The 11,967-nt window shown below is 57.9% G+C and carries 13 protein-coding genes; 9 read left to right on the top strand and 4 right to left on the bottom strand.

Going from position 1 to position 11,967, the window contains the following annotated elements:
- Positions 1–51: 51 nt before the first annotated feature.
- Positions 52–243: a hypothetical protein gene (locus tag CWM52_RS09575; protein ID WP_100683890.1), complete on the top strand. Its 192-nt coding sequence runs from the start codon at positions 52–54 to the stop codon at positions 241–243.
- Here the strand turns inward: CWM52_RS09575 and CWM52_RS09570 are convergent.
- From CWM52_RS09570 to CWM52_RS09560, 3 genes are all read right to left on the bottom strand, one after another.
- On the bottom strand, positions 229–450 hold the full coding sequence (locus CWM52_RS09570; protein ID WP_227521277.1) for a hypothetical protein: 222 nt from the start codon (positions 448–450) through the stop codon (positions 229–231). The two genes, CWM52_RS09575 and CWM52_RS09570, sit on opposite strands and share 15 nt — an antisense overlap.
- Before the next feature lie 221 nt (positions 451–671).
- Entirely contained in the window at positions 672–986 is a 315-nt protein-coding gene (locus tag CWM52_RS09565) for a PTS sugar transporter subunit IIB (protein WP_100683888.1), read from the bottom strand.
- Between the two features lie 325 nt (positions 987–1,311).
- Positions 1,312–3,621, bottom strand: coding sequence for a helix-turn-helix domain-containing protein (locus CWM52_RS09560; RefSeq protein WP_100683887.1), 2,310 nt, complete (start codon positions 3,619–3,621; stop codon positions 1,312–1,314).
- A gap of 172 nt (positions 3,622–3,793) precedes the next feature.
- Here CWM52_RS09560 and CWM52_RS09555 point away from each other — a divergent pair, with 172 nt between their 5' ends.
- Together CWM52_RS09555 and CWM52_RS09550 are read left to right on the top strand one after the other, a co-directional pair.
- Positions 3,794–4,963, top strand: a complete 1,170-nt coding sequence (locus CWM52_RS09555; RefSeq protein WP_100683886.1) for a M20 aminoacylase family protein — start codon at positions 3,794–3,796, stop codon at positions 4,961–4,963.
- Between the two features lie 26 nt (positions 4,964–4,989).
- On the top strand, positions 4,990–6,381 hold the full coding sequence (locus CWM52_RS09550) for an MFS transporter (RefSeq protein WP_100683885.1): 1,392 nt from the start codon (positions 4,990–4,992) through the stop codon (positions 6,379–6,381).
- Here the strand turns inward: CWM52_RS09550 and pspF are convergent.
- Entirely contained in the window at positions 6,372–7,370 is a 999-nt protein-coding gene (gene pspF, locus CWM52_RS09545) for a phage shock protein operon transcriptional activator (protein ID WP_165785368.1), read from the bottom strand. The two genes, CWM52_RS09550 and pspF, sit on opposite strands and share 10 nt — an antisense overlap.
- A gap of 161 nt (positions 7,371–7,531) precedes the next feature.
- On the opposite strand from pspF, the gene pspA reads away from it, so the two are divergent.
- The 6 genes from pspA to CWM52_RS09515 all read left to right on the top strand — a co-directional run bounded on the left by pspA (position 7,532) and on the right by CWM52_RS09515 (position 11,825).
- Positions 7,532–8,197 carry a phage shock protein PspA gene (gene pspA, locus CWM52_RS09540; protein ID WP_004861156.1) on the top strand — a complete coding sequence of 222 codons (666 nt, stop codon included), beginning with the start codon at positions 7,532–7,534 and terminating at the stop codon, positions 8,195–8,197.
- A gap of 146 nt (positions 8,198–8,343) precedes the next feature.
- Positions 8,344–8,568 (top strand): envelope stress response membrane protein PspB, encoded by a 225-nt coding sequence (gene pspB / locus CWM52_RS09535; protein WP_100683884.1) that lies wholly within the window; start codon positions 8,344–8,346, stop codon positions 8,566–8,568.
- Complete coding sequence (gene pspC, locus CWM52_RS09530) at positions 8,568–8,927, top strand: envelope stress response membrane protein PspC (protein ID WP_100683883.1); 360 nt, start codon at positions 8,568–8,570, stop codon at positions 8,925–8,927. The genes pspB and pspC overlap by 1 nt, the downstream gene beginning before the upstream one ends.
- Before the next feature lie 19 nt (positions 8,928–8,946).
- Complete coding sequence (pspD, locus tag CWM52_RS09525) at positions 8,947–9,165, top strand: phage shock protein PspD (RefSeq protein ID WP_100683882.1); 219 nt, start codon at positions 8,947–8,949, stop codon at positions 9,163–9,165.
- Positions 9,166–9,369: 204 nt separating this feature from the next.
- Positions 9,370–10,767 (top strand): YcjX family protein, encoded by a 1,398-nt coding sequence (locus tag CWM52_RS09520; RefSeq protein WP_015584552.1) that lies wholly within the window; start codon positions 9,370–9,372, stop codon positions 10,765–10,767.
- The gene (locus tag CWM52_RS09515) at positions 10,764–11,825 is read left to right on the top strand and encodes a YcjF family protein (RefSeq protein ID WP_100683881.1); all 1,062 of its coding nucleotides are present in this window, start codon (positions 10,764–10,766) and stop codon (positions 11,823–11,825) included. The genes CWM52_RS09520 and CWM52_RS09515 overlap by 4 nt, the downstream gene beginning before the upstream one ends.
- The last annotated feature ends 142 nt before the right edge of the window (positions 11,826–11,967 follow it).

The raw sequence follows: 11,967 nt of genomic DNA, 5'->3' as shown, positions 1-11,967 counted from the left end.
GGCGTTTTAATCCGCCATCCCCCTGAATAAACGGACAACGCGCACGAAAGTATGGGGCTGCCGATCGTGATGCTGCAAAGGGGGTTACGGATTGATATTTATCAAAAACCTGAGGATATGGTGCTCTTTCAGGCGCTTCCCGGCATATTCATGCGCTGTATGGCGGATAATGAAACATGGTATCTTTTTATCGCCACTTTCTCCAGTTGGCTGTTCGTTCGCCGACGCTTACAGCGCAAGTAAGCGGTTATATCGACCCATGTAGTCCCTGGGGGTGATTTCGATAGCCTTCCCGCCCCGATGGGTGGCAACAAAGCTTCGCAGCACCAGCCCGCTACGCTTCTCGCTAATTTCCCAGCCCTGATCCCGGTAGGAATCCAGGGTTGAACGGATACATAAATCGGAGAAGATCATCATCACGGAGAGGGCGGGCGATCGATGGTTTTTCATTGTGTGGGTCAAACTGACATGGGCCGCATAGCGACTAAGAGTATGAATATTAACCGGAATCATGTGCATTTTCAGTCCATTGAACGATGATGCGCAGACTATAATTCACATTGGTGGATCTTACCAGTTACAAGTAATTAACCCAGGCGGGGTGACTTCGCTGGTGGTGAGGCGGGATAATGCGGGCGGTCTGGCAACCTGCCCGCAGTGTTTATGCTCTGTCAGGCGAGCGATTGCGACAGATTTGCCAGCGCGAATTTAAGCACGCTGTCGCCGTTGAATGAGGCGTAGGGCAGACTCTCAATAACCGCAATCTCCTGCTTATCTTGCAGCACGTTAGCGATTTCATCCTTTTTATATTGAATATGCGGTGCCACCAAAACGGCGTGGTAGGCTGGCGCAACGCTAAACACATTCTCCAGTCCTACGGCGCTAATTAACAGATTCAGACCCTGAGCATCCGCTATTTTTTGCATTTTCTTCGCTAAGATGTTTGCCGTCTCGCCTGACAGGCAACATATCAGTAACTTTTTCACGGTTTTATCCTCGATGGAGTAGCGAAACTACCTTATTCCGCTTTCACCGTAGATAATGCGTGGCGCATCAATTTTGTCTGACATATTTATCCGCACGGCGAGACAGGCGAGAGAAAAGTGCGGCCGCACCAGCGAGCGTGCGAGTATTGGTTTTGTGACGGCGTCACTTTTACGATGCAGATGACGCCGATTGTCCAGCATGCCCGGTCCGCCTGGCTGCCCATTCGGCGCTCCATGATGGTGTTTAACCCGGCTACCGAAGCGAGCCGGGTGAAAATACATCATGGGATACAGTAAGGAAAACAGTGATTCGATGGGGGCGAGATTAGCCACTGAGTGGGGTAAATTCGTAGAGAACCAGGGCGTTGCTTTCCAGCGAATCGACGACATGCCAGCCGTTTTCCGGCCGCTCTTCTGAGACACTCAGCGCCGGGCGTGCTTTGTGCATTATCCAGTGATAATCCTCTTCATCCGGCCCGCTCTGGCTGCGGAATGCGTCAAAAAGTGGGAATAACGCCCCGTGATGGCGATCGAAAAGATGCTGTTTAACCCGCCAGCGGCCCTCCAACCCCGATAGCTGCACGCTATAGGGCTGGCTGAAGCGTTGGATAAAAGCTTCTTCGCTGGAGAGCCAGGGGTTGAACACTACCGTATTGCGTAACAACAGCTGATAATGTTCCCCGTGACGTAACAGCAGCAGATTTTTGTCATTCACCAGTACCTCCCCACGCAGCCGCCGCCAGAGCCACAGCACCCAGTAAACCGGGCGCGGGAGGCCGTGCAGATAGTGCAGCGCCAGGCTCGAGGTATCCAGCTTGCCGTTGGCACGCGCTTCACCTTGCAGACCTGAATTGAGCCAGAACCCGGCTAGCCATACCTGATCCGCCAGCCCCAGCAGGTTATCCATCAACAGCGCGCCGCGAAAGAAACGACCGTTGGTGTCGCGGGTGTTGCCGGTCAATGTATTCCACGAGAGCAGCCAGACGGGGAGCGACAGCTGGCGCTGGCGCAGGGCGCTGTGGATCTGGCGCAGTTTATGTACCGGGTAGTTTTCGCTGGCGGCCAGCCTGCTGCTATCGAGCTGGGCCAGATCCAGCAGCTCATTCGCGTCGGCCTGGCAGGCGAGAAAACTGGCTTCGCTCAACAGCGGCGAACGGAGCAGCGCGTCTTCACCAATGGTGTTCTCCGGGAAGCGATGCCAGATCCCCAACTGCGGCTGCGGCAGTATCGCCCGCAGCGCGTCGCTCTGCTGCTGCCAGGCATGCTGGCGCGCCTCTTCGCTGGCCTGTGGCGACCAGTGCCAGACAAATCGCCAGCTGGCGAGCGTCGTCGGGGGGAAATGATTCGCGGCGAGGCGTAAAAAACGCTGTAGCAGATCGCAGCGGGTGGTCAGCCCGGTATGCAAAATCAGCCCCCAGCCCCTGCTGGTCAGCCAACTGAAAAGTTGCTGCAACTGGTACCAGCAGGCATAGCCTGCCATCTGCGGGTCATCCCAGCCGGTCGCGAACAGTCTGCTGCTGAGAAACGGATCGTTAATATCAATCGCGTAGACTGGGAGGCTATCGTGCAGCCGTTCCAGCTCGCGGCGGACATCTTCACGTAATAAATCATCCAGCTCACGGACGGTGACCACGATTCGGGTGTGGCGTAATGGCGCGGCGCGGCTCGGCAACTGGCGTAGATCAATCTGGCGGGTCTGCTGCGGATTCAGCAACGGCGGAGGATTATCCCAGCCGTGTTTCTCCGGCTCATTCAACCGGGCATAGATGCGCTCCACGGCGACCGGCTGCCAGATATCGGCCTGACCGGCGCGTGAACGACTGTACTCTTGAGGGCTCTGCGGATGCTGCTGGCGAAACTGACGCGGGGTCAGTTCATGCAGTCGTTTAAACAGGTCGCTCATGATGCGGGTGCTGGCAAACCCTTGTTCCTGGGCAATCTGCTGTACCGGCTTGCGGGTGGTAAGGAGCTGTTCCGCTGCTTTGTTGAGCCGCAGTGTGGTTATGTACTGCATAAAGCTTACGCCGACCTCTTTGCGAAACAGGCGCGATAGCCAGGCTTCGGAAACAAATTCAGCCGCGGCGACATCCTGTAGCGAAAGCCGCTGCTGATAGTTGGCGTCGATACGTGCCACCACCCGAGCAATGCGGCGGCTCCACTTCTCCCCCCCACGCTGTGTCCTGGCGATGACGGGCCGGGTATAGCGAGTGGCCAGCAGCAGGGCAATTTCACTGAGCCAGCGATTGGCCTCCAGACGGTAGCGGGACTGGTGATTAACCAGTTCAATGACCAACAGCTGGCGCATCAGATGGCGCAGGTTATCATCGGCATCGCGAGTGGCGTCAGAAACCTGGTAGTCGACGGCGAAAAAATCACCGTCAAGACGCGTCAGCCAGCCGTAAGACAGGGTCAGCAGCATGACCGCATTGGCGTCCGCTGCGGTCAGGCTCCAGCGCTGATGACGGTTCACTATCGCCAGGTTGTCAGCAGGCAACGGTTGGCGAAGATCGCCGTCATGCAGCACGACGCTGCCTTCCAGCACCCACAGCAATGTTAATGCATCGCTATCCTGCTGACTGTACTGACGAACATCGCGAACCACGACGCTAAAATCGCCTGATGAATGGTGTTCCACCGTAACGTCCTCTCAAAGACAAAAAATAACAGGTTATTTTTTGTCATAACCGATTTGTATGAAAAACACTCATGAATAATCCGTCAATATAAAACAAAAAACAGCGCATCGGAGGCTTTTTAACCGCATAAACTCGAAAGTGTCGCGCAAACCCCATGAAGGAATAACAAAAATGACACATCCACTTATTGAGGCATTACAGGTTAATGAAGCGCAGTTTATTGCTCTGCGTCGCCGTTTCCATCAGCAGCCGGAGATCGGCTTCGAAGAACATCACACCAGCGATGAAGTCGCCCGCCTCCTCGCCGGATGGGGCTATGAGGTGCATCGTGGTCTGGCGGGAACCGGCGTGGTCGGAACGTTAACCGTCGGCAGCGGCCAGCGTCGCCTCGGCCTGCGCGCCGATATGGATGCGCTGCCGATGCAGGAGGCGAGCGGTAAAGCCTGGGCCAGTCAGGTTGATGGCCGTTTTCACGGTTGCGGTCATGACGGGCACACCACCACGCTCCTTTACGCTGCCGAGTATCTGGCGCGTACCCGGCAATTTAATGGCACGCTACAGCTGATTTTCCAGCCTGCTGAGGAGCTGCTGTACGGCGGTCGGGTCATGGTGGAGGACGGCCTGTTTGATAAATTCCCCTGTGACTTGATCTTTGGTCTGCACAATATGCCGGGGCAAGCGCTGGGTAAAATTGGCCTGCGCAATGGCGCCATGATGGCCTCCTCCGATACCTTGCATATTGAGGTCAAGGGCGTGGGCGGGCACGGGGCGGTACCGGAGCATACCGTTGACGCCACGCTGGTTGCCTGTCACATCACGCTGGCGCTGCAATCCATCGTTTCACGCAATATCACGCCATTTGAACCGGTGGTGGTGACCGTCGGCAGTATTCAGGCGGGACATGCGCCAAACATTATCAACGATAAGGTGCTGATGAAGCTGACGGTCCGCACGCTGAACGAGCAGGTGCGTGAAACGGTTCTGCAGCGTATTCATGATATTGCCGTTGCACAGGCGGAAAGCTTTAACGCTACCGCCACTTTAACCCATGTCAACGGCAGCCCGGTGTTGAAAAACGATCCCGCTGCGAATCAGATGGTGCGCCAGGTGGCGACGTCGCTGTTTGGCGAGGCGCAGGTGGGGGAGGTGAAACCCTTTATGGGCAGCGAAGATTTTGCCTTTATGCTCGAACATAATCCGAACGGGTGCTACTTCACTATCGGCGCCGGAGACGAAGCGGATCGCTGTATGGTGCATAACCCCGGATATGATTTTAACGACGAGATCCTGGTCAAGGGCGCGGCGCTGTGGTGCGGCCTGACAGAACATTATCTGCGCTAACGACCCGCGACGGGGAGGACCCTATTATGAGCTCCGTATCTCTGACCGACACACCGTTTGTCGGCACCGATCGCCTGCTGGCGGGCATTGTGCTGAGCGTGCTGACCTTCTGGTTGTTTGCTCAGTCGGTCATCAATGTTGTGCCAGCTATGAAAAGTAGTCTGGATATTTCCCTTGAGACGCTGACACTCGCCGTCAGCCTCAGTGCACTCTTCAGCGGCTGCTTTGTTGTCGCCAGTGGCGGGCTGGCGGATAAGTTTGGCCGGATGCGCATGACCCATATTGGCTTAGGATTGAGTATTGCCGGGAGTGCTTTGTTGATCCTGGCCCAGGGGCCAGGGCTGTTTCTCGCCGGACGCGTTTTACAGGGGCTGTCGGCGGCCTGCATCATGCCCGCTACCCTGGCATTGATCAAAACCTGGTACCAAGGCAAGGCCCGCCAACGTGCAGTCAGCTTCTGGGTTATCGGTTCGTGGGGCGGTAGCGGGCTGTGTTCGTTCGTCGGGGGAGCCATCGCCACCGGGCTCGGCTGGCGCTGGATCTTCGGCTTTTCCATTGTCGTTGCGCTGGTGGCGCTGATGCTGCTTCGCGGCACGCCGGAAAGCCGTAGCGCCGGCGCGCAGCAGCAAAAGCTGGACATCAGCGGTCTGTTGAGCCTGATCGCGTCATTGGTACTGTTGAATCTGTTTATCAGTAAGGGGCACGGCTGGGGCTGGAGCAGCGGCCTGTCACTGACGATGTTTGCCGGTTCGCTGCTGGCGGCGGGGTTTTTCATCCGCAGCGGACGGCGCAAAGGGGACTCCGCGCTGATTGATTTTGCCCTGTTTCGCAATCGGGCCTACAGCGCCGCCGTGCTGTCAAACTTTCTGCTTAACGGCGCGATTGGCACGATGATGATCACCAGTATCTGGCTACAAAAAGGGCACAATATGAGCCCGCTGGAGACCGGCGGTATGACGCTGGGCTATCTGGTGACCGTTCTGGCGATGATCCGCGTGGGGGAAAAGCTGCTTCAGCGCTACGGGGCGAGGCTGCCAATGATGACCGGGCCGCTCTTAACCGCCGTGGCGATTGTGCTAATCTCCTGCACCTTTCTCGATAAATCGCTCTATATTGTCACCGTCTTTCTCAGCAATGTGCTGTTTGGCCTCGGGCTGGGGTGCTATGCGACACCGTCTACCGACACGGCGGTCGTGAACGCGCCGGAAAACAAAGTGGGCGTCGCCTCGGGGATTTACAAGATGGGCAGCTCGCTAGGGGGGGCGATGGGGATTGCGGTGACGGCGTCACTTTTCGCGCTGTTTTTACCGCTCGGTATGGCCAGCGCCGCGCAGTATGCGCTGTGGTTTAACGCGGCGATGTGCCTGGGGGCCACGCTGGTCAGCGCCCTGATGCTGCCGCGCAGGCCTCATAGCTGATGTTTTTTGAGCAGCGCCCGCAACTGGTGGTAGGTTAGCCCGAGCAGCGCCGCCGCCTGTTTCTGATTGTACTTCGCCTGCTGCAGACTGGTCTGCAGCAGGTTTTTTTCTTGTTGCTGCTGGAAGGCCCGCAGATCCAGAGGCAGCGCTGGCCCGGCGGGATTTGCGGCAACGTCTGCGGGAGGCGACTGCAACGACAGAGATTGATGAAAAGGATTAATGATGATGTTGTCCAGTTCGCTGTCGCTGGTGCCGTGGCGATAGACCGAGCGCTCGACCACGTTTTTCAGCTCGCGTATATTTCCCGGCCAGCGGTAGCCGAGCAGCGTTTCGCGGGCGCGGTCGCTGAAGCCGGGAAACAGCGGCAGCCCCAGCTCACGACACATCTGGATAGCAAACTGATTTGCCAGCAGCATAATGTCGCTCTGTCTGTCGCGCAGCGGCGGCAGCTGCACCACATCGAAGGCGAGGCGGTCGAGGAGGTCGGCGCGGAAATGGCCGGCCTCGACCATCTGCGGCAGGTCGGCGTTGGTGGCGCACACCAGACGCACGTTGACCTGCAGCGGCTGACTGCCGCCCACGCGCTCCAGTTCGCCATATTCAATCACCCGCAGCAGCTTTTCCTGAACCAGCATCGGCGCTGTCGCCAGTTCATCCAGGAACAGGGTTCCGCCGTCGGCGCGCTCAAAGCGCCCCGGATGACGCTTGCTGGCGCCGGTAAAGGCGCCGGCTTCATGACCAAACAGTTCGCTATCCAGCAGATTTTCATTCAGCGCCGCGCAGTTGAGGGAGATGAACGGTCCCTGCCAGCGCGAAGAGAGAAAGTGCAGGCGGTTGGCGATAAGCTCTTTACCGGTACCGCGCTCGCCAATGACCAGCACCGGCTTGTCCAGCGGCGCCAGCCGCGACACCTGTTCCAGCACCTCGAGAAAGCTGTTCGCTTCTCCGAGCAGATTGTCCTTGTATTCCGCCATGATGAAATTCGCCATTTAATCGTGTGATTCACCAGGTTACTCTAGCAACCCGTTGTGCAGATAACAACCACCCCTTTTAAAATCAACAGGATAAAAAGTTGGCACAGGATTTGTATTAACCAACGTAAGTATCACACAGGCCACCGCCTGAAATCAGAACTATGAGGATCAACGTTATGGGTATTTTTTCTCGTTTTGCCGACATCGTGAACGCCAACATCAACTCCCTGCTGGAGAAAGCGGAAGATCCGCAGAAGCTGGTTCGCCTGATGATCCAGGAGATGGAGGATACGCTGGTCGAAGTGCGTTCGACCTCGGCGCGTGCGCTGGCGGAAAAGAAACAGCTGAGCCGCCGCATCGAACAAGCGCTTGCCCAGCAGGCCGAGTGGCAGGAAAAAGCGGAACTGGCGCTGCGTAAAGACAAAGAAGATCTGGCGCGCGCCGCGCTTATCGAAAAACAAAAGCTGACCGACCTTATCGGCAGTCTGGAAAATGAAGCGCAGATGGTGGATGAAACGCTGACGCGCATGAAAAAAGAGATTGGTGAGCTGGAGAATAAACTGAGCGAAACCCGCGCTCGCCAGCAGGCGCTGACGCTGCGTCATCAGGCGGCCAGCTCTTCCCGCGATGTGCGTCGTCAGCTGGATAGCGGTAAAATTGATGAAGCGATGGCGCGTTTTGAATCCTTTGAACGCCGCATCGATCATATGGAAGCCGAAGCGGAAAGCCACGGTTTTGGTAAACAGAAAACGCTGGATCAGCAGTTTGCCGACCTGAAGGCGGATGATGAAATCAGCGCGCAGCTGGCGGCGTTGAAAAGTAAAATGAACCAAAACAACTAATGGCATACGCCAGCGCCCTCAGGACCGGTGGGCCGGGTCCGGCGGTTGCGGCTAATGTCGGCCGTAACCCGGTGCCCTGACGTTCTGAAGGATAACGCGTTGCGGCGCTGCCATGCGCCGCAGTTCACTCACTGTAAGGAGTACACATGAGTACGCTTTTTATTGCCATACCCCTGACGCTGTTCGTGCTGTTCGTTTTACCGGTCTGGCTTTGGCTGCACTACAACAACCGCACCGCGAGCGGCAACTTATCGCAGAATGAACAGCAGCGTTTGCTGCAACTGACCGACGATGCAAAGCGCATGCGCGAACGTATTCAGACGCTGGAAGACATTCTTGATGCCGAACATCCGAACTGGAGAGACAAATAATGGGCGGACTGGATCTGAATAAAAAACTGTGGCGCGTGCCGCAGCGCGGCATGGTAAAAGGCGTTTGCGCCGGTATCGCGCAGTATCTGGATGTGCCGGTCAAGCTGGTACGGCTGATTACCGTGCTGGCGATGATCTTTGGCCTGTTTTTCTTTGTGGTGGTGGCGTACATCATCCTGACATTCGCTCTCGATCCGATGCCGGAAAGTGAATTGTACGGCGAGAAAATGCCGACCAGCGGTGAGCTGCTGGCGGCGGCGGATCAAGAGCTGGCGGCCAGCGAACGCCGCCTGCGCGAAATGGAACGCTATGTCACGTCGGATACCTTTACGTTACGCAGCCGTTTTCGCCAGCTCTAACTGAAATCTGAGGTCACGTATGAATATAAAATGGCAGCAGGCGGGGCAAAAAGTGAAACCCGGCCTGAAAATCGCGGGCAAGCTGGTTGTGCTGACCGCGTTACGTTATGGCCCGGCGGGCGTTGCCGGCTGGGCGGTGAAATCGGTGGCGCGTCGGCCATTAAAAATGCTGCTGGCGGTGGCGCTGGAACCGTTGCTCAGCCGTCTGGCCAATCGTTTTGCCCGCGGGATGAAATGATCGAACGAGGCGATGCGTCAGGCGCATCGTACCGACGTCGACGGGGTGGACGGGGTGAACTCGCGCAGGCGCGCCTGCGCGCAGCCCCTGAGGTGAATGCCATCAGCGCTCAGCCTCCGGCATCACGGGCGGGAATCTTTCAACTTATCCTCATCTAATAGCTTATAATCAAAGCACTTTCCTTCAGAGCATAACAGGATGGCAATGAAGCGATTCAAAACTGAATTTAATGCGCTGGTGAACCGCGGCGTTGACCGCCATTTGCGTCTGGCGGTCACGGGCTTAAGCCGCAGCGGCAAAACCGCCTTTATCACCGCGCTGGTCAATCAACTGCTGAATATTCACTCCGGGGCGCGTCTGCCGCTGCTCAGCGCGGTGAGAGAAGAGCGCCTGCTGGGCGTTAAGCGGGTTCCGCAACGTGATTTCGGCATTCCACGTTTCACCTATGACGAAGGGCTGGCGCAGCTGTACGGTTCGCCGCCGGTGTGGCCGACGCCAACCCGCGGGGTAAGCGAAATTCGTCTGGCTCTGCGCTATCGCTCCAGCGAATCGCTGCTCCGCCATTTTAAAGAAACCTCCACGTTGTACCTGGAAATCGTCGATTACCCGGGCGAATGGCTGCTTGATTTACCGATGCTGGCGCAGGATTACCTCAGCTGGTCGCGACAGATGACCGGCCTGCTGCAAGGGCAGCGTGAGGCGTGGTCGGCCCGCTGGCGTCAGCTCTGTGATGGGCTGGACCCACTGGCGCCGGCGGATGAAAATCGTCTGGCGGAGATTGCCGCCGCATGGACGGAGTATCTGCATGCCTGCAAGCGAGAAGGGCTGCACTTTATTCAGCCGGGGCGCTTTGTGCTGCCGGGGGATATGGCCGGGGCGCCGGCCCTGCAGTTTTTCCCCTGGCCGGACGTGGATGCGATCGGCGAAGCGAAACTGGCCCAGGCGGATAAACACAGCAACGCCGGGATGCTGCGCGAGCGCTTTAAATATTACTGCGAAAAAGTGGTCAAGGGCTTTTACAAAGACCATTTCCTGCGCTTCGACCGCCAGATCGTGCTGGTGGACTGCCTGCAGCCGCTGAACAGCGGTCCGCAGGCCTTTAACGATATGCGTCTGGCGCTGACTCAGCTGATGCAGAGCTTCCATTACGGTCAGCGAACCCTGTTCCGCCGCCTGTTTTCCCCGGTGATCGACAAGCTGCTGTTTGCCGCGACCAAAGCCGATCACGTTACCGTCGATCAGCACGGCAATATGGTTTCCCTGCTGCAGCAGCTGATTCAGGACGCCTGGCAGAATGCCGCGTTCGAAGGCATCAGTATGGATTGCCTCGGGCTGGCATCGATTCAGGCGACGCAGAGCGGGTTGATTGAGGTGAACGGCGAGAAGATCCCCGCGCTGCGCGGCAACCGCCTGAGCGACGGTCAGCCGCTGACCGTCTACCCCGGAGAGGTTCCGGCCCGGCTGCCGGGACAGGCGTTCTGGCAGCAGCAGGGGTTTCAGTTTGAGAATTTCCGTCCGCAGGTGATGGACGTCGATAAGCCGCTGCCGCATATCCGCCTGGATGCCGCGCTTGAATTTTTGATCGGAGATAAATTGCGATGAGCGAACCTTTAAAACCGCGTATCGACTTCGACGGTCCGCTGGAAGCGGAGAAAATGGCGGCGCTGAAATCGGCCCGTGCTTTTGACGGTGCAGAGGCGGCGAAGTTTGCCCCGGCGCGAGTCGATGCCCCGGAGGAGGACGAGGGGGCGGCAGAAGCGGTGGTTGAATCGGTTCTGCGGCCGAAACGCAGCTTATGGCGCCGCATGGTCAGCGCCGGTCTGGCTATTTTTGGCGTCAGCGTGGTGGCGCAGGGCGTACAGTGGACCCTGAGCGCCTGGCAAACCCAGGACTGGATTGCGCTGGGCGGCTGCGCGGCGGGAGCGCTGATTGTCGGCGCCGGTGTCGGGTCGGTCGCCACCGAATGGCGGCGGCTGTGGCGCCTGCGCCAGCGCGCCCACGAGCGCGATGAGGCGCGGGATTTGCTGCACAGTCATGCGGTCGGAAAAGGGCGCGCGTTTTGCGAGAAACTGGCGCAGCAGGCCGGGCTGGATCAGGCGCATCCTGCGCTGCAACGCTGGTATGCGGCGATTCATGAAACGCAAAACGACCGGGAAGTGGTCAGCCTGTATGCGCAGCTGGTACAGCCGGTGCTCGATGCCCAGGCGCGACGGGAAATCAGCCGTTCGGCGGCGGAGTCCACGCTGATGATCGCCGTCAGCCCGCTGGCGCTGGTGGATATGGCCTTTATCGCCTGGCGTAATTTACGCCTGATCAACCGTATCGCCACGCTGTATGGCATTGAGCTGGGTTATTACAGCCGCCTGCGTCTGTTCCGCCTGGTGCTGCTGAATATCGCCTTTGCCGGTGCCAGCGAGCTGGTGCGGGAAGTGGGTATGGACTGGATGTCGCAGGACCTGGCGGCCAGACTCTCGGCGCGTGCGGCGCAGGGGATTGGCGCCGGACTGCTCACCGCGCGTCTGGGGATTAAGGCCATGGAACTGTGCCGCCCGCTGCCGTGGATTGCTGATGATAAGCCGCGGCTGGGCGATTTCCGCCGTGAACTGATAGGTCAGCTGAAAGAGACGCTGCAAAAAAGTAAAAGCGGTCCACAGCCCTGATCGCCTTTTGAAAACCGCCGCCCGAACGGCGGTTTTCGCTCGCTTCCGCAGCCGTCGGGGCTTTGAACGGATATCTTTACGCCATAACGGCCGTTTTTCCGCGATGCTGTCAATAATTGTTGACAGCTATCTTCACGCCAGC

The sequence above is a fragment of the Raoultella sp. T31 genome (assembly GCF_002806725.1).
GTDB classification, from domain to species: Bacteria; Pseudomonadota; Gammaproteobacteria; order Enterobacterales; family Enterobacteriaceae; genus Klebsiella; species Klebsiella electrica.
This window is presented reverse-complemented; position numbering and strand designations above follow the sequence as displayed.

Excerpts from the sequence above, each read along its gene's own strand:
- CWM52_RS09575 (WP_100683890.1), top strand. The coding sequence starts at position 52 with ATGGGGCTGCCGATCGTGATGCTGCAAAGGGGGTTACGGATTGATATT.
- CWM52_RS09570 (WP_227521277.1), bottom strand. The coding sequence starts at position 450 with ATGAAAAACCATCGATCGCCCGCCCTCTCCGTGATGATGATCTTCTCC.
- CWM52_RS09555 (WP_100683886.1), top strand. The coding sequence starts at position 3,794 with ATGACACATCCACTTATTGAGGCATTACAGGTTAATGAAGCGCAGTTT.
- CWM52_RS09550 (WP_100683885.1), top strand. The coding sequence starts at position 4,990 with ATGAGCTCCGTATCTCTGACCGACACACCGTTTGTCGGCACCGATCGC.
- pspF (WP_165785368.1), bottom strand. The coding sequence starts at position 7,370 with ATGGCGAATTTCATCATGGCGGAATACAAGGACAATCTGCTCGGAGAA.
- pspA (WP_004861156.1), top strand. The coding sequence starts at position 7,532 with ATGGGTATTTTTTCTCGTTTTGCCGACATCGTGAACGCCAACATCAAC.
- pspB (WP_100683884.1), top strand. The coding sequence starts at position 8,344 with ATGAGTACGCTTTTTATTGCCATACCCCTGACGCTGTTCGTGCTGTTC.
- pspC (WP_100683883.1), top strand. The coding sequence starts at position 8,568 with ATGGGCGGACTGGATCTGAATAAAAAACTGTGGCGCGTGCCGCAGCGC.
- pspD (WP_100683882.1), top strand. The coding sequence starts at position 8,947 with ATGAATATAAAATGGCAGCAGGCGGGGCAAAAAGTGAAACCCGGCCTG.
- CWM52_RS09520 (WP_015584552.1), top strand. The coding sequence starts at position 9,370 with ATGAAGCGATTCAAAACTGAATTTAATGCGCTGGTGAACCGCGGCGTT.
- CWM52_RS09515 (WP_100683881.1), top strand. The coding sequence starts at position 10,764 with ATGAGCGAACCTTTAAAACCGCGTATCGACTTCGACGGTCCGCTGGAA.